This is a genomic window from Martelella sp. FOR1707 (assembly GCF_053484265.1).
This window is the reverse complement of sequence record NZ_JBAKFP010000002.1, coordinates 292,537-317,117: the sequence shown is the minus strand read 5'-3', so window position 1 is coordinate 317,117 and position 24,581 is coordinate 292,537. Positions and strand designations below refer to the sequence as shown.

Here is a 24,581-nt window from a genome sequence, read left to right as displayed (position 1 = left end):
GACCTCAGAATGAAAAGGGATTGTCGAAATCCGCAAAGGACGGCGCATCGCGATCCTTTGCGGAAACGGTGAAGTCAATATCCTTGAGCGGCCAGTCGATGCCGATCTCGGGATCGTCGAAACGCACGCTGCCGTCGCATTCCGGCGCATAATAATCCGAACACTTGTAGATGATCTCGGTATCGGGCTCGAGCGTCATGAAGCCATGCAGAAACCCTTCCGGGATCAGCAGCTGCTGGCCATTGTCGAAGGAAAGCTCCACGCCGAACCATTTGCCGAAAGTCGGCGAGCCCTTGCGCGCATCGACAGCCACATCAAATAGCCGCCCCCGCCCGCACCGCACCAGCTTCGCCTGCGCATGCGGCGGCGCCTGAAAATGCAGCCCCCGCACTGTGCCCACCGTCTTCGAAAGCGAATGATTGTCCTGCACGAAATCGATATCGACGCCGTGGCCGGCCAGCGCCTTGCGGTTCCAGCTCTCGGAAAAGAACCCGCGCTCATCGCCGAAGCGGCGGGGGGTGATGAGCAGCAGCCCTGGAATGTCGAGTTTCTGAATGTCCATGGCCGGCCCCCGGTCTAGCGTAAAAATCACGTGCTCCCGATTACACGAGGTGGCGAGGTGGAACAAGTTGGCTTCGCAATTTGCTATATGATGTTTGCATGTCAGACTCGCAGTGTGGATTATGTGTGGACTTACGCGGTCCGCCACGCTGAGCCCTCGCCTTTGAGTTCCCTGGCCATAGGCAGACGCATGTGAAATCCTGTAAGGGAATATCGGTGAACATCAGGAATGCGTTGCCTTGAAAAACATCTTCATCTCCGTCGTCTATTTCAAAGCGGCGCCGTTGATCAAAACCGGTTATCTCAACCCGATCCAGGCTGGCCGTGCGCTGGGGCGGCATGCGTTTCCCGACGCGATCGGGGATGATACCGGCGTCAATATTTCGGAGAAGAACGTCAGTTGGAATGAGCTGACGGCGCTTTACTGGATGCGGCACAATGTCGATGCCGAGGTCTACGGCCTGATGCATTATCGCCGGCTGTTGGTGTTTGCCGAAAAGCCGCCGAAGCGCCTTGCTTTCTCGGAGGTCACCGAGCGCGAGATCGAGCGTTACGGCTGGAAGGACGCGCTGATCGAGAAGGCCTGTGAGGGCGCCGATATCCTGACGCCGCAAACGCGCGACATCTACCTGCCGGGCCTGCCCGAGGTGCCGATGTCGGCCGGCGAATTCTATGCCCATCAGCATCACGCCAAGGACATGGAGATCGTCGAGGAGATCGTCAAAACCCGTTTCCCGGCGATCTATCCGTTTCTTGTGCAGGTTCTTGCGGGTCGCAGGGTATTCTTCAACAGCATAACGGTGATGCGCAAACCGCTGTTTCAGGAATATTGCGATTTCCTGTTCGAAACGCTGGAGGCGGCCGAACAGCGGATCGATACCAGTGACTACGACCCCTACCAGAAGAGAATCTGGGGCTTCCTGTCGGAATATCTGACCAACGCCTATGTGCACTATGCCAAGGCGGTCCACGATGCCAGAGTGCGCGAACTGCCGCTGACCTGGGGGATGCGGCCCCGCCCTCCCGTGGCTCCAGAAGAGGTGCTGGAAACGGCTAGGAAGAAGCGCGACGCCGTCGTCGCGCGCGCGGCGGCCGAGGGGGACGACATCAACGTCGTGCTCTCCGTTGACGACCGCTATGCTCCCCATGCCGCGGTGACGATGCTTTCCGCCCTGAAGACGACCGAAACGCCCGGTCGGCTGCGCTTTTTCATCCTGAATGGCGGCAATATTTCCGAGGTGAACCGGAGCAAGCTCACCGAAACGGTCACGGCGGCCGGCGGCCGGCTGGAATTCGTCGATATCGATGATCGCGACCTCAGGTTTCTGCCGCTCAACAGGGACTATGTCTCGATCGCCACCTATTACCGGCTGGTGATGCACCGCTACCTGCCGGAGGGCGTGGACAAGGCCATCTATATCGACGCCGACACGATCGTCGTCGACCCGATCGAAAATCTCTGGGATATCGATCTCGAAGGCCATCCTGTCGCCGGCGCGCCGGATGATGCCGGCTTCCACCAGACGCGGCGGCTGCAGCTTTCGGCCGACCACCGCTATTTCAATGCCGGCGTCATGGTGTTCGACATCGCCCGGTTCCGGGAGATGGATATCGCGGAAGACGTGCTTTCGGCCTTTCGCAAGAAGGGCCCCTATATTGTGTCGCAGGATCAGGACCTGCTGAACATCCTGTTCGAAAACGACACGAAAACCCTGCCGCTGTCGTGGAATGCCGGCACGCGCATCTATCGCGCCAATCCGCTGGAGCCATCCTATAGCGAGGAGGAGGCCTATGAGGCGGCGCGTTCGCCTTCGATCGTGCATTTCACCGACGTGAAAAAGCCGTGGCACACCAAATGCACCCACCCCTTCACCGAACTTTACTGGGACTATCGCAACCTAACACCCTGGGCGGAGACTTCGCGCCAGACCCGCAAGCGGCGGCTGATCCAGAAGGCCCGCCGGCTGCTCAGGGCGCGCGACCGGCGGTTCGAGCGGAAACTTTCATAGGCGCGGCACCCGTCCATTCGGCGGACACTGCGGAGGGCTACGGGCCTGCCGGTATCGCCGTATCGAGGAAGCTCTCGATGAGGGTCAGCACTTCACGGTGAATGTCCTCGCGCCCGCGCGTGCCGCCGTCCTTGCAGACAATCCCCTCGCCCGGCGCCTCTTCTTCGATCAGTTCGGCAGCGCCCGGCTTGCAGAGCTGCATAAAGCTGAAATGCATGGCATCGGGAATTTCGACATAGGTCGTGGAGCCGGCCGGCAGATACTCCGCGAGATAGCCGCTTTCGAGCGCAGCCGGCAGATCGCCTATATCGGTGCCGGCGCCGATGACGAGCGCCGGAACATCAACGGCGGCAAGGCTCTCAGGGGTGAAGCCACGCGCCATGCCGAGATCGAGAGAAACGAAGGCGCCGAGCCGCGGATCGCCCATATTCGCCTCGAGTTCCGGTCTTTGCAGCCCGAGCTCAGCCGAAAGGCCGCAGACCCGTGGATTCGGATGGGCCAGACAATCCGCTTCGAATCTGTCGGCGTCGAACCGGGCGCCGGCAAGGGCGGCAACCGTCCATCCGCCAAGGGAATGACCGATGGCCGCAATGCGCCCATCATCGACACGCCCGCCCAGCCCGGGATGGGCGATCAGGGCGTCGATGACCCGGCTGAGGTCATGCGGCCGCTCCCAGAGCCGGGCGGCCTGATCGGGCGCGGTGTCGAACGTGGTGGTGCCGGGATGGTCCGGCGCTGCAACGATATAACCTTTTGCCGCAAGCGCGCCCGCCAGCCAGTTCAAATTGCGCCAGCTGCCGCGGTAACCGTGGGAGAGAACCACCAATGGATGTTCGCCGGCGCTGGGTGCTGCGTCCCGGATCGCGGGAATCCCGACGAATGCGGGGTTCTCGCCGACGATCGTCACATCGCCGCCGCCCTCTGCCGGATACCAAAGGGCGACGTGAAGCGGCCGGGCTCCGTCCAGTTCCATGTCGCGGAAGCCGACGGCCTCAGCGGACCAGGCAAGGGAGGCGAGCGACAGGAACAGCCCGCACGTTACGGATAGAAATTTCAGCATGAGAACTCCCGGTTGGAATGCATGCGGGCGACATAACCCTTAAACCGGGAACACAGGAGACCTGAAACGCGATTCAGGTCGAAAATAACGTCGGCGCGAGCAAAACGGCGGCGCTCTGCCGCGCTCACCCCCCGCCGAGAATCTGCATCAGCGTCCGCCGCTTCGGCGCGGAGGGCGTTTCGGCGGCAGGCTGCTTCTCCTCTCCGAGCTGGCCGAGAAGCTCGACCAAGGTCTTCGGATCATTGTTGTTTGCCGGGGGCGCGGCCCTCGGCTCGATAATCCTGCCGCCGCCATAAAGCGGCTGTGGCTTCAGTCCCTGGTGCGCCTTTGCCATATAATCCTGCCAGATCCGGGCCGGCAGCTTGCCGCCGGTGACATGGCGCATCGGGGAATTGTCGTCATTGCCGACCCAGACGCCGGTGGTCAGATTGGCGGTGAAGCCGACGAACAGCGCATCGCGGGAGGATTGCGTGGTGCCGGTCTTGCCGGCGACCTGCCAGCCGGGGATCTGCGCGGCCTTGCCGGTGCCCTCGGTCACGACTCGCATCAGCATGCCGTTCATGTTCGCCGCGGTCTGGGGCGAAAGCACCCGTTGCGGCGCTGGCGGCACGGCCTGATAGAGCGACTGGCCGTCTGCTGTCTTCACGCTTTCGATCAAATAGGGCGTCGCCTTAAAGCCGCCATTCATGAAGGGGGTATAGGCGCCGGTCAGCTCCAGCAGCGAGACCTCGGACGTGCCGAGCGCCAGCGAGGCATTGGCGGTGATATCTGAAGTGATGCCGAGCCTATGGGCGACGTCGACCACATAGCCGGGGCTTGCCTCCATCACCAGTTGGGCGGCGATGGTGTTGACGGAATGCGCCAGCGCATTGGTCAGCGTCATCGGCCCAGAATAGGTCTTCTCGTAGTTCTCCGGCGTCCAGTCATCGATGGTGATCGGCGCATCGTTTCTGACCGAGCCCGGTCGGTCGCCGATCTCAAGCGCTGCGGCATAGACGAAGGGCTTGAAGGCCGAACCCGGCTGGCGCTTGGCGGTGACGGCGCGGTTGAACTGGCTCTTGGAATAATCGCGCCCGCCGACCAGCGCCCGGATCGCGCCGGTGGCATCGACGGAAACGAGCGCCCCCTGCTCCACCCGGTCCTTCTCGCCGTTTTCATCGAGCGCGCTTTTCAGGCTTTCTCCGGCGGTACGCTCGAGACCGGGGTCGATGGTGGTGGCGACCACGATATCGGTCGTAACCTCGCCGATCATCGGCTCGAGACGCTGCATCACCATGTCGGCGACGTAGTTTTCCGGCCCGGTCCAGTAGCTCGGCGCGCGCGTCGGTTCGCGCGACATGGCGGTCGCCATATCGCTGTCGTCGATCATGTTCTGGTCGTGCATGGCGGCCAGCACCACCTGGGCGCGCTCTTCCGCCGCCTCCGGATCGCGGGCGGGCGAAAGCCGCGATGGCGCTTTCAAGAGGCCCGCCAGAAGTGCTGCTTCGCCAAGCGTCACGTCGCGGGCGGATTTATCGAAATAGCGCTGCGAGGCCGCCTCCACGCCATAGGCGCCGGACCCGAAATAGACCCGGTTCAGATACATCGCCAGGATCTGATCCTTGGTGTATTCATGCTCCAGCCAGAGCGCCATCAGCGCTTCCTGCACCTTGCGCTCCAGCGTCTGGGCGTGGGAGAGCAACACATTCTTGGCCAATTGCTGGGTCAGCGTCGAGCCGCCCTGAACCAGGCCGCCATGCTGGAGATTGGTGATCATGGCGCGGGCGATGCCAATCGGGTCGACGCCGAAATGAGAGTAGAAGCGCCGATCCTCGATGGCGACCACGGCCATCGGGATAAAGGGCGACATTTCGTCGAGCGACAGCGCCTCGCCCCCGGTCGCGCCGCGATTGGCGATCAGCGAGCCGTCGGTGGCGACGATCTTGACGTTGGGCGCGCGATCCGGCACCGCCCATTCATCGACGGGCGGCAGTTTCGAGCCGTAATAGATGACGATGCCGACAACGGCGATCGCGCCCCAGACGGCGGCGACCATGCCCCAGTAGAACACGAACCGGAAGACGCGCATCAGCCCGCCGCCGGATGCGGCGCGCGATCTCTTCTTAGACTTCTTCCGTTTCTTCTTCGCAGGCTTCGCCGGCGCCCCGCCGCCAAGGCCGAAAAGCGAGGGTTCGGTTCTTTCGCGCTTGTTCTTCTTGCTTGCCATTACGGAGCCATCGGCGCCTTTCGTTTCCGTCTCCGGTTCTAACCCGACCACTTTAAGGTGGTATTAAGGCGCGCGTGTTGCGGCAGACGCTTTGCCACAAAAGATATCAATGAGGGTTAACGCAGGCTGAACGGGGCTGGGCTTCACGGGACAGGTTCCGTCATCCGTGACGCCTTCAGCTTTGTGCCGGTTTGCCTCGTTGCCTTCCAACCACTTAAGCCCCGGTTTGGTTCACCGCGTCATGCAGAAAACAATCTCCCCCTTGAGGGAAAGATTGATGGGGCTATGCGGTCAGGATTGAGGCGGGGTTTTCTGCAGATTACGCCCTCAAGTCAAACGCAGTTTACCGCAGCAACTCGTTCTTCAACGCCGGCGTCGGCCAGCAGGTCTGGTTGACGCGGTTTCTCGCCTGCCAGTCGCCGATCGAGCGGCGGGTCTTGAAGCCGACGAGGCCGTCCGCGCCGCCGACGTCGTAGCCCATGCCCTCGAGCTTGCGCTGCATGGCGGCAACATCGGAGCGCAGAAGCGTACCGGTGCGCTGCCAGGGCTGGGCGAAGGCGCCCATGCCGTACTGGATGCGATCGGCGAGGTTGCCGACGAACAGGGCGTAGAGGTCGGAATTGTTGTATTCCTTGAGCACGTAGAAATTCGGCGTGACGATGAATTCCGGCCCGTAGCGGCCCTGCGGCACCAGCATCATGCCGGGCTTGCGCATCTCGTCGGCGGGAAAGGCCTTGCCGTTGACCCGCGTGATGCCCTGCTTGGTCCATTGGGAAATCGCCCGCGCATTGTCGGGGCCTTCCTGGGCGCAGGAGACATTGTCCGGGATCACCGCCTCATAGCCCCAGTCGCGGCCGCGCTCCCAGCCGTCGCTGGCCAGATGCTTGGCGATGGTGGCGAGCGAATCGGGCACCGAATCCCAGACATCGATAACGCCGTCGCCATCGAAATCGACGGCATAGTTCATGAAATTGGAGGGCATGAGCTGCGGCTGGCCGAAGGCGCCGGCCCAGGAGGCCTTGCGCTTGTCGAGCGGCGCCGCCCCGCTCTGGATGATCTGCAACGCGGCTATGAATTCACGCTGGAACATCTGCTGGCGCGAGCCGCTCATGAACGCCTTGGTGCCGAGCACCTGGAGAATGTCGTATTTCTCCTCCGCCGCGCCATAGCCCATCTCGCGGCCCCAGATGGCGAGCACGATCCGGCCCGGCACGCCGTAGCGCGCCTCGATCCGGTCCAGCACCGGCTTGTACTGGTTGTAGAGCTGGCGGCCTTTCACGGCGAGATAGTTGAGATTGTTCTCGCTGAAATAGGGGCCGGGCTCGGAAAATTCCGGCTGGGTCTGTTTGCGCTGCGCCGGCGGCTTGGTGCCGGGCGGCACCAGATCCGGCAGCGACCAGTTGATCGAAAGCCCCTGCGTCACCCGGTCATAGACCGAAGCCGACACCCCGGACCGCAGTGCCGCCTGGCGCATGTCGGTCGCCAGCCATTGCGAGAACTGGCGATCGACGGTTCCCCTGTCATAGGCATTGGCGACGGTGGAGAAACCCGCGCCGGCAAGGAAGGCGAGTGCGATCGCAAACAGGGCGCAAATGATGCGTACGGCCATAAACGGGCGTGATCTGGTCATTCCGGCTTCTCCTTTTCGCGCGGATTCTCGGGCATCGGGGTTACCGAATGATAAATCAATTATGGCCGCTTCAGGGCATTACGATGGCGTTTGTGGCCCTCAGGCCCGGCCTGCCTCGACATCGGCGCCGAAATCGTTTGTCTGTTCCTGGCCCGGCTTGCAGTACCAGTAAAGCAGAACGAAAAGACCGATCACGGTGAAGCCGATCAACTGCCACCACCCGCTGCGGCCGACGTCATGAAGCCTGCGCGCGGCGATCGCGATCGATGGTATCAGGGTCGCCAGGTTCCAGAGCCCCTGCAGATAGCCGACCTTGCCGAACAGGGCCGAATCAATCCCGCCGAGAACGCCGCTGATGATGATCGTCCAAAGCACCCAGAACCAGAACGCCCCGCGCGAGGAACGTCCGCTGAAAAGGGCATAATTCTTGAAGGTCAGCTGAAACGCCTCGACGAAACCGACATTGCGGTGATCGCGACCGACGAACGAAGATGGTGATTCCGACATGATTTTTCCCCTGTTGTCCCGGCATCAGACTACGCACGGCAGGCATCGAGCGCAATAAGGAGCCATTGCTCTGCCTGCCTCGGTTCTTTCCAAGCCCGCTGTCTTGCGGTAGTACACGTCTGGCCGCCGCCAGACGCCGGGGCTTGTTTTCAGCACCGCTTGTTTCTTTCATTCATTCGAGATCGGATGACACTCAATGACCATCGGTTGGATTGAAGCCGCCTTTCTGGGCCTTTTGCAGGGACTGACGGAGTTTCTTCCGATCTCCTCCAGCGCGCATCTGCGTATCGCCGGCGCATTCCTGCCTTCAGGGGCCGATCCGGGCGCAGCCTTCACCGCCATCACCCAGATCGGCACCGAACTCGCCGTGCTGGTCTATTTCTGGTCCGATATCATGCGGATCGCCAAGGCCTGGCTCGGCCATAATCTGCGGCTCGGCAGCGGTTATGACAAGGCCGATATTCGTATGGGCTGGCTGATCATCATCGGCTCGCTGCCGATCGTCATCCTCGGCCTTCTGTTCAAGGACGAGATCGAGACCTCGCTGCGCAATCTTTACATCACCGCCGCGATGCTGATCATCTTCGGCATCATCATGGGCATTGCCGACCGGATCGGCGCCAAGCGCATCCGGCTGGAAAACCTGACATGGCGCGACGGTATCCTCTACGGCTTCGCCCAGGCGATGGCGCTGATACCGGGCGTCTCGCGCTCCGGCGGCACGATCAGCGCCGGGCTCCTGCTCGGCTACACCCGCGAGGCGGCGGCGCGCTATTCGTTTCTGCTCGCGGTTCCGGCCGTCTTCGGCTCCGGTTTCTACCAGCTCTTCAAGAGCATCGGCGAGGACAACCCGGTCGGCTGGGGGGCGACCGCGCTTGCCACCGCGATCGCCTTCTTCGTCGGCTATGCCGTGATCGTCTTCTTCCTGCGGCTGGTCTCGACCCGCAGCTACATGCCGTTCGTCTATTACCGGGTCGCGCTCGGCGGCGTCCTGCTAGTCCTGCTCGGGCTCGGCGTGATCAGCCCCGTCGGTTGACGGTCACCCATCATTAATCCTTCAGTGGTTAGATGGGCGGCAAAACAATCATGTGATCGGGTCGTCTCGCGGCTTTGCGCCGGGCGTCGATCCATGACCTACGCGACGGAAGCCAGATGTCTACGCTCTATCACCACCCGATGTCCGCCGCCTCGCGCTTCATTCGCCTCGTGATCGGCGAATATGCGTTCGAGGTCGACATGATCGAGGAGCGGCCGTGGGAAAAACGCAAGGCCTTCCTGACGGCCAATCCGGCCGGAACGCTGCCGGTCTATGTCGATGACAATATGCGCGCGCTTTGTGGCCCGTTCGTGATCGCCGAATTCATGGACGAGACCCATGGCGTGCTCCAGCGCGAGCGCCGGCTTCTGGCGGAAGAGCCCTTCCAGCGCGCCGAAATCCGCCGGCTGACCGAATGGTTCCTGCTGAAGCTCGAACAGGATGTCACCCATCCGCTGTGCCGCGAGCGGGTCTACAAGCTGCAGATGAGCAGCGAATATGGCGGCGGCGCGCCTGATTCGCGCGTGCTGAGGGCAGCGCGCGCCAATATCCGCCAGCACATGAAATACGTCGCCTGGCTTGCCGGCAGCCGGGGCTGGCTGGCTGGCAAGCGGATGAGCTATGCCGACCTCGCCGCCGGCGGTGCGATTTCCGCGCTCGATTATCTCGGCGAGATCAACTGGGACGAAACGCCCGCCGCCAAGGAATGGTACCAGCGGCTGAAATCCCGCCCCGCCTTCCGGGCGCTGCTTGCCGACCGGGTGCGCGGCGTGGTGCCGGTTTCTCACTACGCCGATCTGGATTTTTAGGCCACAAAACGCCACCTTTGGGAGAGCATCGCCCTGTGGGGCGATCAAGAAAATGGCGGTGGCATGGATGAGCGTACCGAAAAGCTAAAACATTTCCTGCGCGACGAAGCCCTCTCGCAGGGCTTTTCCGCCTGCCGGATCGCGCGCGCCGAAGACATGCCCGAAGCAGCGAAAGCGCTCGCCGAGGGGATCGCCAAGGGGCATTACGGCGAGATGGCTTGGATGGCGGAAACCTTCGAGCGCCGCTCCTCGCCGCTGAAGCTTTGGCCCGAAGCCCGCTCCGTCATCATGCTGGCGATGAATTACGGGCCGGAGGACGATCCGCGACCGCTTCTGAAGCGTAAGGACCGCGCCAATATCTCGGTTTATGCCCGCAATCGCGACTATCATGATGTGATCAAGGGAAAGCTGAAGCAGATTGCCGGCCGGTTCGCCGCCCGCTCGGGGGCCGACGTCAAGGTGTTCGTCGATACCGCGCCGGTGATGGAAAAGCCGCTTGCCGAAAAGGCCGGCATCGGCTGGCAGGGCAAGCACACCAATCTGGTGAGCCGGCAATTCGGCTCATGGCTGTTCCTGGGCTCGATCTTCACCACGGCAGAGCTTGTTCCCGATGAGGCCGAGCGCGACCACTGCGGCTCGTGCCGGGCATGTCTCGACGTCTGCCCGACGAATGCCTTTCCGGCACCCTACCGGCTCGATGCGCGGCGCTGCATTTCCTACCTCACCATTGAGCATCACGGCGTCATTCCGCTGGAGTTCCGCGAAGCGATGGGCAACCGCATCTATGGCTGCGACGACTGTCTCGCGGCCTGCCCGTGGAACAAGTTCGCCGAACAATCCTCGGAGATGAAGCTGATCGCGCGCGACGACCTGAAGGCCCCACGCCTGTCCCAGTTTCTCGGTTTCGATGATGCCGCCTTCCGCGCCTTTTTCTCGGGCTCGCCGATCAAGCGGATCGGCCGCGACCGCTTCGTCCGAAACTGTCTGATCGCCGCCGGCAATAGCGGCGACGCCACGCTCATTCCGCTCTGCCGCCGCCTGATCGACGACGACAGCGCCGCAGTGCGCGCCATGGCTGTCTGGGCGCTGGCGCGGCTTCTGCCCAGAAACGAATTTGCCGCATTGGCAAGAACGCGCTTACATGAGAGTGATGAATCCGTCCGCCACGAATGGCAACGCGAGGAGGAGACGCTATGCATCTGATGATTTTCGGCGCCGGCTATTCTGGCAAGGCGATCGCCACAGCGCTTGCTCCCACCGCAACTCAGGTCGCCGGCACCACGCGCAGCGCGGAGAAGGCCGCAAGCCTCGGCCATTGCGGCATGGAGGCTTTCGTCTTCGACGGCGAGACCATCGACCCCGCGCTCGGACACAAGCTTTCCTGCGTCACCCATCTGGTGCAGTCGATCCCGCCGGGCCCCGAGGGCGATAGCCTGCTGAACCTCGCCAGCAGCACCGCCCACAACGAACTGCCGGACCTGCAATGGCTCTGCTATCTCTCGACCGTCGGCGTCTATGGCGATCATGACGGCGCGTGGGTCGACGAGACCTCCGAATGCCGGCCAACCTCGGAACGCTCGAAACAGCGCCTGGCCGCCGAGCAGCAATGGCTGGAGACCGGGGCGAAACACGGGCTTCCGGTCGCCATTCTCCGGCTTTCCGGCATTTACGGCCCCGGCCGCAACCCGTTCCGCAAGCTGATGGATGGCACGGCGCAACGGGTGATCAAGAAGGGGCAGGTCTTCAACCGCATCCGGGTGGAGGATATCGCCTATGCGGTGGCCTTTCTGGCCGAGCGCGAGATCGGCGGCATCTTCAACGTCACCGACGACGAGCCGGCCCCGCCGCAGGACGTGATCACCGAAGCGGCCCGGCTGATGGGCATCGAACCGCCGCCGGAAGTGCCGTTCGAGGAGGCAGAGATGACTCCGATGGCGCGGTCTTTCTGGGGCGAGAACAAGCGGGTGAGCAACGCCAAGCTGCGCAAGCTCGGCTACGAGTTCGAGTTTCCGAACTACCGGCAATCGCTGAAGCAATTGTGGGATATGCGGGCGTATTGAGGCCGCCCGCGCCGTCTACATCCCGACAGCATACTGCTCCCATGCCCCTCCCGGCGCGGTGGCTGCGGCCAGCGCCGCGAGGTTCTGCTGCGCCTCGTCGGCCGAAACGCCAGCGGTGACCACGCGCTGGGCCTCTTCCTGCTTGCCCTGCAGCGCCAGAACGAGGCCGAGATTGACCCGGACATCCGATCCGGCATCGCGCTGTTGAACCGCTTCCCGCAGGTAGCTTTCCGCCGTCGGCAGGTCGTGGGTCAGCACATAGGAGGTGGCCATCGCCGACAGCACGTCGGGATTGTTCGGCGACAGGCTGAGCGCCTTGCGATAGCGCATCCGCGCTTCCATCGGCTGGCCCATCTGGTCGAGGATCGTGCCCTCCTCGTTATAGACCCGCCAGTCATTAGGGCTGAGCGCGGCCGCCTGGCGGACGGTTCTGAGCGCGTCCGGATAATAGCCGAGCGCGGCCTGGGACCTGGCGTAGAAAAGCTGCGCCTCACCCGAACCCGGGTTGAGAGCGGCCACCTGCCGCATCACCTCATTGGCCTTTTTGTAATCGCCGGTCGCCTTCAGATATTCCGAATATTCGATGCCGCTGTTCAGCCGGCCGGGACGGGCAAGATAGGCGCTTTCAAGCCGATAGCTGACCTGCGCCTGCTGCGACAGCGAAAGCCCGGCGAAGTCTTCCGCCATGCGGTAGCCGGAAGTGTTGATGCCGCCGCCGCGCACGCTGGCACAACCCGACAGGGCAACAAGGCCGGCGGCGAGCACGATCGCCGCGCGCGATGCATGGCCGGTAGGATTGTTCGTTTTCATGCAATCTCCGTCTGTTCTCAGCGCCTCGATCGGCGTATGGAATCACCGTCCACCGCCTTTGGTTACTTTACAGAAAGTTTTTTCGCGCGAAAGTACGCGGGAAAATCAGTTCCGAGCAAAGCCACATGTCGCATTTCCAGTATATCACCCGCCCGCTCCCCTTCTGTCCCGCCGATGCGCCCGCCCGGCCGCTCTACGCGCTCGCCCAGGGCGAGACGGACAAATTGCCGGAAAGCGTCCGCGCCTTTGCGAGCGCCGCCGGCTTTGCGGGAAACGAGGGAGAGTTCCTGCTGGTTCCCGGCGGCGATGGCGGCCTCGGCGCGGCGCTGTTCGGCCTCGGCAATGGCGCAAACCCCTTCGTCTTCGGCCGTCTGACGAAACTGCTGCCGGCGGGAGACTGGCGTCTGGCGCAGTATGCCGGCGATGCGACGCTCGCGCTGACGGGCTTCGCGGCCGGTTCCTACCGCTTCGAGCGCTATGTGAAGCCCGCCGCGAAGGTCGTGCGGCTGGCGATCCCCGACGGCGTCGACGCAGTGGAAATCGAGCGCGCATGGGCGGCGATCTGTCTTGCCCGCGACCTCGTCAACACGCCCGCCAACGACATGCAGCCCGACCATCTGGAAGAGGTGTTTTCCGGGCTTGCCCGCCATTATGACGCCAGCTTCAACGCGATCCGCGGCGACGATTTGCTTACCGCCGGCTTTCCGCTAGTCCACGCCGTCGGCCGCGCCGGCGAGAAGGCCCCGCGGCTGATGGAAATGCGCTGGGGCCGCAAGGGCGCGCGCGCGGTCACGCTCGTCGGCAAGGGCGTGTGCTTCGACACCGGCGGCCTCGATCTCAAGTCCGCCGCCGGCATGTTGATCATGAAGAAGGACATGGGCGGCGCGGCCAATGTGATGGCGCTGGCGCTGATGATCATGGATGCCGGGCTCGATGTGGACCTTCGCGTCATCATTCCGAGCGTCGAAAATGCCGTGGCCGGCAACGCCTTCCGCCCCGGCGACATCTACCGCTCGCGGAAGGGCCTGACGGTGCAGATCGACAATACCGATGCCGAAGGCCGTCTGATCCTCGCCGATGCGCTGACCTATGCCGACGAGGAACTGCCCGACCTGCTGATCGACATGGCGACGCTGACGGGCGCTGCGCGCGTCGCGCTTGGGCCCGATATCGCACCGTTCTTCGCCACATCCGACGCCTTTGCGGAAACACTTGCATCCGAAGGCGAACGGCTGCGCGATCCGGTGTGGCGGATGCCGCTTTTTGCCGGATACGAGGGCAAACTGAAGACCGGCATCGCCGACCTCACCAACGCGCCCTCGGGCGGGCTCGCCGGCGCGATCACCGCCGCGCTGTTTCTCAAGCAATTCGTCGGCCGCGCCAGGGCGTGGGCTCATTTCGACATCTATGCCTATGCGCAGAACGACCGCGATTTCGGTCCCGCCGGCGGCGAGGCCCAGGCGATCCGCGCCATTTTCGAAACCATCCGCAAGGGCTGATGCATGCAACTTGACCGCCGGCTTCACGCTTTCAGGGATGATCTCGCCGATGTCCGGCTTTCCGGCATCGTCCGCGCGGCGCGGTTTGCCGATCCGATCCCGGCGCAGGTAATCGTCCCGGTCGCCTCGGTGCGGCGCGAGCCGAACCATGCGGCCGGGGTCGACACCCAGCTTCTCTACGGCGAGACGGTCGACATATTCGAGCGCGCCAAGGGCTGGCTGTGGGTGCAGTCCCGTTTTGACTGCTATGTCGGCTATCTGCCGGAGGATATGGTGGCCGAGGGCGCCCATCCGGCGGCGACCCATGTGATCTCCGTACCCCGAACCTTCCTCTATCCCGAGCCGGACCTGAAGATCGGCCCGGTCTCCGCGCTTTCCATGGGCAGCCGGATGACCTTCGTGGACGAGGCGGAGCTGCGCGGCAGCCGTTATCTCCTGTCAGCGGACGGCACCGCCGTCTTCGCCGACCATTGCTTTCCGATCGGCCGCCCGTTCGAGCGCGACCCGGTGAAGACGGCGCTGCGCTTTCTCGAAACGCCCTATCTGTGGGGCGGGCGCTCCGGTTTCGGGCTCGACTGCTCGGCGCTGGTGCAGATCGCGATGATGATGGCCGGCCGCACCGTGCCGCGCGATTCCGACATGCAGGAACTGATGGACGGCGACCCGGTGACCCGGCGCGGCCTCAAACGCGGCGATCTGGTGTTCTGGAAAGGCCATGTCGGGCTGATGGAAGACCCCAAGACGCTGATCCACGCCAATGGCGCCACCATGCGCGTGACCCGCGAAAACCTCGACCACGCCATCACCCGCATCGCGCCCTTTTACGGCAACCCGACTTCGTATCTGAGGCCGGCGAAGTAGGGGAGACGCTCAGTCTTGCCCCCCACAATGACAGGCATATCGTGTGTGGCTTTTCCGCATAGCCCCCCAACCTTCTCGCCCCGGAGGGGAGAGATGTCGCGACAGCGACAGTGAGGGGGGAGAATACCCCCTCGGGCGCTCTCACAATTTGAAATGCCGCGCCACCCTCACTGCCCCTTTCGGGGCATCTCTCCCGCCAGCGGGAGAGAATATTGGGAGCAAGCGGCAAGCGCCCCTCCGTGTGACGATGATCGCCGCGCGCTGAAACGCGCCGCTAGGCCACCTTCCGGAACCGCTTCAGCCGCAGCGCATTGCTCAACACAAACACGCTCGACAGCCCCATCGCCGCCGCTGCCAGCATCGGCGACAGCAGAATGCCGGTTGCGGGATAGAGGGCGCCGGCCGCAACCGGGATCAGGACAACATTGTAGGCGAAGGCCCAGAACAGGTTTTCCGCGATATTGCGCATCACCGCCCGCGACAGCGCGATGGCGTTGACCACGCCGGCGAGGTCGCCGGACATCAGCACGACATCGGCCGTTTCGATGGCGATATCGGTGCCCGTGCCGATGGCTATGCCGGTATCGGCGGCGGCGAGCGCCGGGGCGTCATTGATGCCATCGCCGGCAAAGGCGATCGCGCCGTGTGCGGTCCGCAGCTTATCAAGCGCTGCCACCTTGCCATCCGGCAGGACATCGGCAACCACGGTGTCAATCCCGACCTCGGCGGCAATCGCCCGGCCGGTCTTTTCATTGTCGCCGGTGAACATGGCCGTCTTCACGCCGGCCGCGAGCAGCGCCGCGATCGCGGCCTTGGCCGAGGGCTTTACCGGGTCGGCAACGCCGATGACGCCAGCGGGACGGCCATCGACCGCGACGAACAGCAGCGAGCGCGCCTTTGCCGCCAGCCGTTCGGCCTCGTCATCGAGGTCTGCTGTATCAACCGCAAGCTTTTCCATGAACCGGCGCGCGCCGACGGCGACGGTTCTGCCGCCGACCGATGCTTTTACGCCATAGCCCGGCACGGCCTCGAAACCCTCCGCCTTTTCCACAGCCAGTTTCCGCTCCCGCGCGCCGGCGGCGACGGCTTCGGCGAGCGGGTGTTCCGAGCCCGCCTCGACCGCGGCGGCGAGCGCCAGCAGCGCATCATCCTCGAAGCCGCCGACGGTGAAGATATCGGTCACCTGCGGAGCGCCCTCGGTCAGCGTTCCGGTCTTGTCGAAGGCGACGATTTTTGTGTCGCGCAGCGTCTGCAGCGCCTCGCCATTGCGGAACAGCACGCCGGTTTCGGCCGCCCTGCCGGTGCCAACCATGATTGAGGTCGGCGTGGCGAGCCCCATGGCGCAGGGGCAGGCGATGATCAGCACCGCCACCGCGTTGACGAGCGCGAAGGAAAGCGCCGGTGCGGGCCCGAAAACCAGCCATATGACGAAGGTCAGCGCAGCCGCCGCCAGCACCGCCGGCACGAACCATGCCGTGACCTTGTCGACCATGGCCTGAACCGGGAGCTTCGCGCCTTGCGCCGTTTCCACCATCTTCACGATGCGCGCCAGCACGGTATCGGCGCCGATCGCGGTGGCGCGGAAGGTAAAGCTTCCGGTCTTGTTGATGGTGCCGCCGGTGACGGCATCGCCCTCGGCCTTCTTCACCGGCACGGGTTCACCGGAGATCATCGATTCATCGACATGCGACGCGCCGGAGACAACCGCGCCATCGACCGCGATCCGTTCTCCGGGGCGCACCACGATGATATCGCCCTGCTTGACGTCGGCAATAGGGATATCGACGGCTTCGCCGTCGCGCTCCACCCGCGCCGTCTTCGGCTGAAGGCCCATCAGATGGGTGATCGCGGCCGAGGTGCGGCCCTTGGCCTTGGCCTCCAGATAGCGGCCGAGCAGGATCAGGGTGACGATGACGGCCGCGCTTTCGAAATAGACCTGCGCCGCGCCTTGCGGGAAAAGCTGCGGCACGAAGGTCGCCAGCGTGGAATAGCCCCAGGCTGCCAGCGAGCCGATCATCACCAGCGCGTTCATATCCGGCGACAGCCGCCTGAACGAGGCCGCGCCATGGCGGATAAAGCGCCGGCCGGGGCCGAACACGACGATGGTAGCGAGCACGAAATAGAGGATATGCAGGAGGAAGACGCCGACCGTGTTCATCAGGGCGTGGCCGAGCGGCGGAAACAGGTGCGACCCCATTTCCAGCACGAATAGCGGCAGGGTAAAGATCGCTGCTGTCAGGACATCGCGCTTCAGCGCGGCCTGCTCCTTCGCCCTGATATCCGCATGGGTCTCGGTTTCCGCCGCGGAATCCGTGATGCGGCGCGGCGTGTAGCCGGCCTCCTCGACTGCGGCCATCAGCGCGGCAGTATCCGCCGCCGCCTCGATGGTGGCCCGCTCGCTGGCGAGATTAACATGCGCAGAGACGACGCCGGGCACGGCCATCAGCGCGCGTTCGACATTGCCGACGCAGGAAGCGCAATGCATGCCTTCGATGCCGAGTTCGACGGTCTCAAGCGCCACGCCATAGCCGCCCTTTTCGATCGCCGCGACCACGTCACCGGCGGCCTTGGGGTCGGCAAGCGTGACATCGGCCGTCTCGGTGGCGAGATTGACGGAGACCGCCGAAACGCCCTCCACCCGGCCCACGACCCGCTCGACGCTGCGCACACAGGACGCGCAGGTCATGCCCGTCACCGGCAGGGTGAGGTGGGTGGGCTTTTTCGCAAGCGTCTGTTCCATTGTCATTTTCCTTCTGGCGGCTGACGCGCCGCTTGCTCCCAATACTCTCTCCCGCTTGCGGGAGAGATGCCCCGAAAGGGGCAGTGAGGGTGAAGCAGCCTGTCAAGTTGCGAGGCGTTCGCGTTGATATTCTCCCCCCTCACTGTCGCTTTCGCGACATCTCTCCCCTCCGGGGCGAGAAGATTGGGGGGCTATGCGAAAAGTCTTATGCGATAGCCCTGCCTCAAGGGGGGAGATTGTTGGTTGCGGCGTTTCCGGATCGATGCAATCTCACCCGAAAGCCGGCAAGCCGTTCGCCGGCTCACCCCTTCACGTCGTAACCCGAGTCCTCGACGGCCCTCACCGCCTGCTCGCGCGTTGCGGGCGCAGCGATTTCAAACCTGGCCTCGTGCTTGTCGAGGCTGACGGCGACGTCGGAAATGCCTGGCACGGCGGACAGCGCCTTCGTCACGGTCGAAACACAACCGCCGCAGCCCATGCCTTCGATCCTGAGAGTCTCGGTCATCGTCATTCTCCTTATTCAGCGTGTTGAAGCGTAGATGGGGCTTCCAGTAGCTGGAAGGTCAAGCATGGTCCGGATATTTTTTCATGACGACGCTTGAAAACCGCCGGAAGCTCTGTCTTTGCTTGCGACAACAGGAGGCAAAAGACCATGGACCTTCATATCTGGCTCGCCTTCGCCGCCGCCTCGATCGCGCTGTTGCTGATCCCCGGGCCGACGGTGCTGCTGGTGCTGAGCTACGCCCTGAGCCAGGGCCGGCGGGTGGCGCTGGCGACGGTGGCCGGCGTCGCGCTTGGCGATTTCATTGCCATGACCGCCTCGCTTGCGGGTCTCGGCGCGCTGGTGCTGGCCTCGGCGCAACTCTTCATGGTGCTGAAATGGATCGGCGCGGCCTATCTCGTCTATCTCGGCTTCAAGCTGTTTCGCAGCAAGGGCGTCGGCGATGCCGTGCCCTCGGCGTCGGATGCCGCCCTCCCGCCCCGGCATGTCTTCACCCATGCCCTGATGGTGACCGCGCTCAACCCGAAATCGATCGTGTTCTTCATCGCGTTCGTGCCGCAATTCGTGCGGCCGCAGGCGCCGCTTGTCCCGCAATTCGCCATCCTGATCGCGACCTTCGTCACGCTTGCCGCCCTCAACGCGCTCGCCTATGCGCTTGCCGCCGACAGGCTCCGGCAAAAGCTCGCCTCCCCCGCCGTCACCGCCCTTCTGCCCCGCCTCGGCGGCGGCGCGCTGATGGCCATGGGCATTGCCACGGCAACATGGCGGCGGGCCGCCTCATAAGCCGGGAATGTTGACGCCCGCCCCGCGCGGCGTTATTGACTGCTTCCTCGTGGTGATTTGGCCGGCCGGCTTGCAGCCACGTTAAACAAGTCGCTAAAGGGCCGAGCGAGCGGAAGCCCCCGGCCTGCGATTTGTACGCGGCCGGTTTTCTGTTTGTATGGATGTGAACATGCCTATCAAGATTCCAGACACACTGCCCGCCTATGAAACGCTGATTGCGGAAGGCGTGCGGGTCAAGACGGAAACGGTTGCGGAGCGGCAGGATATCCGCCCGCTGCACTTCGGGCTGCTCAATCTCATGCCGAACAAGATCAAGACCGAGCTGCAGTTCGCCCGCCTGCTCGGCGCTTCGCCGTTGCAGATCGAACTTTCTCTCATTCGCGTCGGCGGCCACAAGGCCAAGAACACGCCGATCGAGCATCTGCTGTCGTTCTACAATACCTGGGACGAGGTCGCCGACCGCAAGTTCGACGGCTTCATCATCACCGGCGCGCCGGTCGAGACGCTCGCCTTCGAGGAGGTCACCTACTGGGACGAGCTGAAGGAAATCCTCGACTGGACCACCACCCATTGCCACTCGACGATGAACATCTGCTGGGGCGCGATGGCGGCGGCCTATCACTTCCACGGCGTCGCCAAACATCTTCTCGACAAGAAGGCCTTCGGCATCTATCGCCACCAGAACCTGAAGCCGGCCTCGGTCTATCTCAACGGCTTTTCCGACGATTTCCAGGTGCCGGTCTCGCGCTGGACGGAGGTGCGGCGCGAGGAGCTCGCGTCAGCCCCGGGGATGGAAATCCTCATCGATTCCGACGAGGTCGGGCCATGCCTCGCGCAGGAGGACTTCGCCAATCGGCTCTACATGTTCAATCATATCGAATATGATTCGAACTCGCTCGGCGACGAGTACCGGCGCGATGTTGAGGCCAATGTGCCGGTGGACCTGCCACATAACTACTTCCCCAGCGATGATCCGCAGCGCACGCCGCAGAACCGCTGGCGCTCACATGCCCATCTGCTGTTCGGCAACTGGATCAACGAAGTCTACCAGACCACGCCCTATCATCTGGAAGAAATCGGGATTGATCGGGAGGGCGCTTGAAGCCCTCCCCTTTCCGGCGCAGTATCGCGCCGCAATGACATTTCGCGGAGAAAAGCAATGAACACGCCCCAGGACTTCGGAAAAACCCGAGACGGACAGGCGGTAGAACGGGTCACGATCTCCGGCGGCGGCCTGACCGCCAATATCCTGAACTGGGGCGCGGTGGTACAGGACCTGCGCCTTGAAGGTCACCCGCACGCGCTGGTGCTGGGCTTCGACACGTTCGAGCATTATCTCGACTATTCGCCCTATTTCGGCGCAACGCCCGGCCGCTCCTCCAACCGGATCGCCGATGGCCGCTTCACCATCGACGGCACGGAATATCAGGTGGACCGCAACGAGAACGGCATCACCAATCTTCATGGCGGCAGCGATGGCACCGGGGTCAGCCTCTGGGAATTCGAGGAGATCGGCGAGGACCGGGTGACGCTGAAGATCGTCGACCGCGACGGCCGGGGCGGCTTTCCCGGCAATTGCACGATCCGCGCCCATTTTCAGCTCAAGCCGCGCGGCGTTTTCTCGGTGGTCTACGAGACCACCACCGACAAGCCGACGATCGCCAATATCTGCAATCACAGCTATTTCAATCTCGGCAACGGCACGGATACGCTGGAACACCAGATCATGATCGCCGCCGAGCACTACCTGCCGACCGACGAGCGCCAGATCCCGACCGGCGAAATGGCGCCGGTGGCGGGCACGCCGTTCGATTTCCGCAAGCCCCAGCCGATGAAACGGGAATATCCGAACGGACGGCAGGCGCTGTTCGACCACAATTTCTGCCTGTCGTCGGAGCGCATGGAAAAGCGGCCGGTGATCAGCGTGCGCGCGCCATCTTCCGGCGTCACCATGGACGTGCTGACGACTGAACCCGGCGTGCAGTTCTATACCGCCTTCAAGCTGGACGAGACGCCCGAGGGGCTGAGCGGCTTTCCCTACGGCCCGTTCGCCGGCTTCTGTCTGGAAACCCAGGTTTGGCCCGATGCCGTCAATCATCCGGGCTTTCCAAACGCCGTCCTGCGCCCCGGCGAGACGCTTCGGCAGGAAACCGATTACGTCTTCCGCAAGAGCGAGACGAAGAAGGCCCCAGCGTAAGGGCCCGGCACCGGAAGCGCGGCGGGATGTTTGTCGTTTCAAAACTGTTCTGGATGATCTTCCAGCCGCTCGCCTTCGCCTTTCTGACGACGCTGGCCGCGCTCGTGTGCCTTGCCTTTTCCTGGAGCGCGGCGGCGGCGGTCTTTGCAGCACTTGCAGCGATCACGCTCGGCATCGCCTGTTTCACGACGACCGGGGCCATGCTGATGGCGGAACTGGAAAACCGCTACCCCCGACCGCAGCTTGAGGCGCCGCCGGCGCTTGCGATCGTGCTCGGCGGCGGCATCAGCACCGGTATTTCGGCCCGGCGCGGCACCTATGTCTTCACCAGCGCCGCCGACCGCTATATCGAGGCGCTCCGGCTCGCGCGGATCTATCCGGAGATGAAAATTCTGGTGACCGGCGGCGATAACTCGCTGTCGGGCAATATCCATGGCGAGGCAGCGCCCGCCGCCCGGTTCTTCGCCGATCACGGCATTGCGACGGAACGGCTGATCTACGAGCCGATCGCGCGCAATACCGCGGAAAACGCCAGCCTGACGGCAGCCTTGATGGAAAGCCAAGGTTTGAAGAACGCAAGCTGCATCGTCATCACATCGGCCTATCACATGCCGCGTTCGATGGCGCTGTTTGGCCGAGAGCGCATGAAGGTCATGCCGTGGCCGGCTGATTATCGCACAGACGGCAATATCCGGCTCGGTTTCAGCTTCGACAAGCCGATGATCAACGCGATGATGCTCTCGACGGCACTCAGGGAATGGGCGGGGCTTTTGCTGCTGCTGCGCTCGGCGGGTGGGCCGTAAGCGTATCAGCGGCGTTTGGGCCGCAGACGGACCACGACATCGATATGGGCGATTTCCATACCCTCGGGCGGAGTCGGCATGCCGGTGAGCGAAATGCTGCTTGCGGGCATGTCCACGACCTGGTTTTCGCCTTCGATAAAGAAATGGTGATGATCCGACGTATTGGTGTCGAAATAGGTCTTGGCGCCCTCGACCGCGAGCACCCGGATCATGCCGGCGTTGGTGAACTGATGCAGCGTGTTATAGACGGTCGCCAGCGAAACCGGCACGCCAGCCTCGATCGCCTCGTCATGCAGTTCCTCCACGGTCAGATGACGATCGCCCTTGGCAAACAGCAGTTCGGCCAGCGCGACACGCTGACGCGTGGGACGCAGACCGCTTTCGCGGAGCCTTTCTTCGGAGATACGATGTCTCGCTGCCATAATTCCTACGGGCGCCTGAACTGTCACAACACAAATATAGCCCGATATAACGGGATTGAGAATCGCTTTCAATAGGGCCAGGGCTTGCAGCACTTGAAATTAAACTGCAAATACGGGCCCGAATGGCGTTTCACTCTGGTCGCAGGCGGCGGCTTCCTGTATGGCCACGGGTGGAGTGAAACGATGAAGGGTTTGCAGATTTTGGTGAAGGTGCGCCGCCGCGCATTGCTGGAAAGCGGTTACGCCCTTATCTTGAAGCAGACACGAAAACCCCTCGCTGAACGAAGGGAAGCAGAGTTTTAATGAGCACGAGACAATCGCAGTTCGACTACGAGGACATCATCAAGTGCGCCGAGGGCGAGCTTTTCGGCCCGGGCAATGCGCAATTGCCGCTTCCGCCGATGTTGATGGTCCACAGGATCACCGAGATTTCGGAGACCGGCGGCGCCCACGACAAGGGCTTCATTCGCGCCGAATATGATGTGGCCCCCGACGATTGGTACTTTGCCTGTCACTTCAAGGGCAACCCGATCATGCCGGGCTGCCTGGGCCTTGACGGCATGTGGCAGTTGACCGGCTTCTTCCTCGGCTGGCTGGGCGAGGAAGGCCGCGGCATGGCGCTTTCCACCGGCGAGGTGAAGTTCAAGGGCATGGTGCGTCCGTCCGTGAAACTTCTCGAATACGGCATCGACTTCAAGCGCGTCATGCGCGGCCGCCTGGTTCTGGGCACGGCCGATGGCTGGCTGAAGGCCGATGGCGAAACGATCTACCAGGCGAGCGATCTGCGCGTCGGCCTGTCCAAGGACAAGGCCGAGTGACGCTTCGCTTGCAAGATAAATAAAGAGGTCAACAGATATGAGACGTGTTGTCGTCACAGGGTTGGGAATCGTATCCTCGATCGGAAACGATGCGGCCGAAGTCACCGCCTCGCTGCGTGAGGCCAAATCGGGCATCACCTTTTCGCCGGACTTTGCGGAGCACGGCTTCAAGTGCCGGGTCTGGGGCAGCCCCGATATCGATACCAGCGACAAGGTCGACCGCCGCGCCATGCGGTTTCTCTCGCAGGGCGGCGCGTGGAACCACATCGCCATGAAGCAGGCGATCGCCGATGCCGGCCTGGAAGAGAGCGATTACAGCGAGAAGCCGCGCGTCGGCATCATCATGGGCTCGGGCGGTCCCTCGACCCGCACCCTGATTGATGCGGCCGACATTACCCGCAAGAACGGCTCGCCCAAGCGGATCGGCCCCTTCGCCGTGCCGAAGGCAATGTCGTCGACGGCCTCGGCGACGCTCGCCACATGGTTCAAGATCCACGGCGTCAACTACTCGATCTCCTCGGCCTGCTCGACCTCGGCGCACTGCATCGGCAATGCAGTCGAGATGATCCAGTGGGGCAAGCAGGACATGATGTTCGCCGGCGGCCACGAGGACCTCGACTGGACGATGTCCAACCTGTTCGACGCCATGGGCGCGATGTCGAGCGACTTCAACGAAAGCGATCCGACGCGGGCATCGCGCGCCTATGACGCCAACCGCGACGGTTTCGTCATCGCCGGCGGCGCCGGCGTCGTGGTTCTGGAGGAACTGGAACATGCCAAGGCGCGCGGCGCCAAGATCTACGGCGAAGTGGTCGGCTACGGCGCGACCTCCGACGGCTACGACATGGTCGCCCCTTCCGGCGAAGGCGCGGTGCGCTGCATGAAGATGGCGATCGAAACCGTTAACGGCGAGGTCGACTACATCAACACCCACGGCACCTCGACCCCGGTCGGCGATACCCGCGAAATCGGCGCGATCAGGCAAGTCTTCGGCGACAAGCTTCCGCACATCCAGTCGACGAAATCACTGACGGGTCATTCGCTCGGCGCGGCCGGCGCGCAGGAGGCGATCTACAGCCTGCTGATGATGCAGGAAGGCTTCATTGGCGAGAGCGCCCATATCGAAGAACTCGATCCCGAGTTCGAAGGCGTTCCGATCGTGCGCGAGCGCATCGACAATGCCAAGATCGACACCGTTCTTTCAAACTCGTTCGGCTTTGGCGGCACGAACGCTACGCTGGTCTTCCAGCGCTACAATGGATAATGCG

General features: G+C 63.2%; 22 protein-coding genes and 1 riboswitch. Of the genes, 13 read left to right on the top strand and 9 right to left on the bottom strand.

Annotation, left to right across the window (positions count from 1 at the left end; translation table 11 throughout):
* Positions 1–4: 4 nt before the first annotated feature.
* Entirely contained in the window at positions 5–562 is a 558-nt protein-coding gene (rfbC, locus tag V6765_RS05335) for a dTDP-4-dehydrorhamnose 3,5-epimerase (protein WP_448427094.1), read from the bottom strand.
* 238 nt (positions 563–800) lie between these two features.
* Here rfbC and V6765_RS05330 point away from each other — a divergent pair, with 238 nt between their 5' ends.
* Complete coding sequence (locus V6765_RS05330) at positions 801–2,570, top strand: DUF4422 domain-containing protein (protein ID WP_448427092.1); 1,770 nt, start codon at positions 801–803, stop codon at positions 2,568–2,570.
* Between the two features lie 37 nt (positions 2,571–2,607).
* Here the strand turns inward: V6765_RS05330 and V6765_RS05325 are convergent, their stop codons facing one another.
* From V6765_RS05325 to V6765_RS05310, 4 genes are all read right to left on the bottom strand, one after another.
* On the bottom strand, positions 2,608–3,630 hold the full coding sequence (locus tag V6765_RS05325) for an alpha/beta hydrolase family protein (RefSeq protein WP_448427090.1): 1,023 nt from the start codon (positions 3,628–3,630) through the stop codon (positions 2,608–2,610).
* A 124-nt stretch (positions 3,631–3,754) separates the two neighbouring features.
* Complete coding sequence (locus V6765_RS05320) at positions 3,755–5,836, bottom strand: transglycosylase domain-containing protein (protein ID WP_448427088.1); 2,082 nt, start codon at positions 5,834–5,836, stop codon at positions 3,755–3,757.
* A 343-nt stretch (positions 5,837–6,179) separates the two neighbouring features.
* The gene (locus V6765_RS05315; protein WP_448427086.1) at positions 6,180–7,466 is read right to left on the bottom strand and encodes a lytic murein transglycosylase; all 1,287 of its coding nucleotides are present in this window, start codon (positions 7,464–7,466) and stop codon (positions 6,180–6,182) included.
* 99 nt (positions 7,467–7,565) lie between these two features.
* A complete protein-coding gene (locus V6765_RS05310; RefSeq protein WP_448427084.1) occupies positions 7,566–7,973 on the bottom strand; it encodes a DUF805 domain-containing protein in 408 nt (135 codons plus the stop codon).
* A 196-nt stretch (positions 7,974–8,169) separates the two neighbouring features.
* Here V6765_RS05310 and V6765_RS05305 point away from each other — a divergent pair, with 196 nt between their 5' ends.
* From V6765_RS05305 to V6765_RS05290, 4 genes are all read left to right on the top strand, one after another.
* Positions 8,170–9,009 carry an undecaprenyl-diphosphate phosphatase gene (locus V6765_RS05305; protein ID WP_448427082.1) on the top strand — a complete coding sequence of 280 codons (840 nt, stop codon included), beginning with the start codon at positions 8,170–8,172 and terminating at the stop codon, positions 9,007–9,009.
* Between the two features lie 116 nt (positions 9,010–9,125).
* Positions 9,126–9,818: a glutathione S-transferase family protein gene (locus tag V6765_RS05300; protein WP_448427080.1), complete on the top strand. Its 693-nt coding sequence runs from the start codon at positions 9,126–9,128 to the stop codon at positions 9,816–9,818.
* Between the two features lie 63 nt (positions 9,819–9,881).
* Entirely contained in the window at positions 9,882–11,021 is a 1,140-nt protein-coding gene (gene queG, locus V6765_RS05295; RefSeq protein WP_448427078.1) for a tRNA epoxyqueuosine(34) reductase QueG, read from the top strand.
* Complete coding sequence (locus V6765_RS05290; protein ID WP_448427076.1) at positions 11,012–11,878, top strand: SDR family oxidoreductase; 867 nt, start codon at positions 11,012–11,014, stop codon at positions 11,876–11,878. The genes queG and V6765_RS05290 overlap by 10 nt, the downstream gene beginning before the upstream one ends.
* 15 nt (positions 11,879–11,893) lie before the next feature.
* Here the strand turns inward: V6765_RS05290 and V6765_RS05285 are convergent, their stop codons facing one another.
* A complete protein-coding gene (locus V6765_RS05285; RefSeq protein WP_448427074.1) occupies positions 11,894–12,688 on the bottom strand; it encodes a tetratricopeptide repeat protein in 795 nt (264 codons plus the stop codon).
* A gap of 125 nt (positions 12,689–12,813) precedes the next feature.
* Between V6765_RS05285 and V6765_RS05280 the strand changes: the two genes are divergently transcribed.
* The gene (locus V6765_RS05280) at positions 12,814–14,187 is read left to right on the top strand and encodes a leucyl aminopeptidase family protein (RefSeq protein WP_448427072.1); all 1,374 of its coding nucleotides are present in this window, start codon (positions 12,814–12,816) and stop codon (positions 14,185–14,187) included.
* A 3-nt stretch (positions 14,188–14,190) separates the two neighbouring features.
* A complete protein-coding gene (locus V6765_RS05275; RefSeq protein ID WP_448427069.1) occupies positions 14,191–15,048 on the top strand; it encodes a C40 family peptidase in 858 nt (285 codons plus the stop codon).
* A 274-nt stretch (positions 15,049–15,322) separates the two neighbouring features.
* On the opposite strand, the gene V6765_RS05270 is transcribed toward V6765_RS05275, so the two are convergent.
* Positions 15,323–17,788: a heavy metal translocating P-type ATPase gene (locus V6765_RS05270; protein ID WP_448427067.1), complete on the bottom strand. Its 2,466-nt coding sequence runs from the start codon at positions 17,786–17,788 to the stop codon at positions 15,323–15,325.
* Between the two features lie 301 nt (positions 17,789–18,089).
* A complete protein-coding gene (locus V6765_RS05265) occupies positions 18,090–18,293 on the bottom strand; it encodes a heavy-metal-associated domain-containing protein (RefSeq protein WP_448427066.1) in 204 nt (67 codons plus the stop codon).
* Between the two features lie 147 nt (positions 18,294–18,440).
* Between V6765_RS05265 and V6765_RS05260 the strand changes: the two genes are divergently transcribed.
* The 4 genes from V6765_RS05260 to V6765_RS05245 all read left to right on the top strand — a co-directional run bounded on the left by V6765_RS05260 (position 18,441) and on the right by V6765_RS05245 (position 22,073).
* Positions 18,441–19,073 carry a LysE family translocator gene (locus tag V6765_RS05260; protein WP_448427064.1) on the top strand — a complete coding sequence of 211 codons (633 nt, stop codon included), beginning with the start codon at positions 18,441–18,443 and terminating at the stop codon, positions 19,071–19,073.
* 39 nt (positions 19,074–19,112) lie between these two features.
* Positions 19,113–19,190, top strand: a riboswitch (SAM riboswitch).
* 52 nt (positions 19,191–19,242) lie between these two features.
* Positions 19,243–20,175 carry a homoserine O-succinyltransferase gene (locus V6765_RS05255; RefSeq protein WP_448427063.1) on the top strand — a complete coding sequence of 311 codons (933 nt, stop codon included), beginning with the start codon at positions 19,243–19,245 and terminating at the stop codon, positions 20,173–20,175.
* A gap of 57 nt (positions 20,176–20,232) precedes the next feature.
* The gene (locus V6765_RS05250) at positions 20,233–21,270 is read left to right on the top strand and encodes an aldose epimerase family protein (RefSeq protein ID WP_448427061.1); all 1,038 of its coding nucleotides are present in this window, start codon (positions 20,233–20,235) and stop codon (positions 21,268–21,270) included.
* 26 nt (positions 21,271–21,296) lie between these two features.
* Positions 21,297–22,073, top strand: coding sequence for a YdcF family protein (locus tag V6765_RS05245; protein WP_448427060.1), 777 nt, complete (start codon positions 21,297–21,299; stop codon positions 22,071–22,073).
* Positions 22,074–22,078: 5 nt separating this feature from the next.
* Here the strand turns inward: V6765_RS05245 and irrA are convergent, their stop codons facing one another.
* Positions 22,079–22,495, bottom strand: coding sequence for an iron response transcriptional regulator IrrA (gene irrA, locus V6765_RS05240; protein ID WP_448427059.1), 417 nt, complete (start codon positions 22,493–22,495; stop codon positions 22,079–22,081).
* A 302-nt stretch (positions 22,496–22,797) separates the two neighbouring features.
* Between irrA and fabA the strand changes: the two genes are divergently transcribed.
* A complete protein-coding gene (gene fabA, locus V6765_RS05235; RefSeq protein ID WP_292055248.1) occupies positions 22,798–23,313 on the top strand; it encodes a 3-hydroxyacyl-[acyl-carrier-protein] dehydratase FabA in 516 nt (171 codons plus the stop codon).
* A gap of 37 nt (positions 23,314–23,350) precedes the next feature.
* Positions 23,351–24,577 carry a beta-ketoacyl-ACP synthase I gene (gene fabB, locus V6765_RS05230; RefSeq protein ID WP_448427058.1) on the top strand — a complete coding sequence of 409 codons (1,227 nt, stop codon included), beginning with the start codon at positions 23,351–23,353 and terminating at the stop codon, positions 24,575–24,577.
* Positions 24,578–24,581 lie beyond the last annotated feature (4 nt).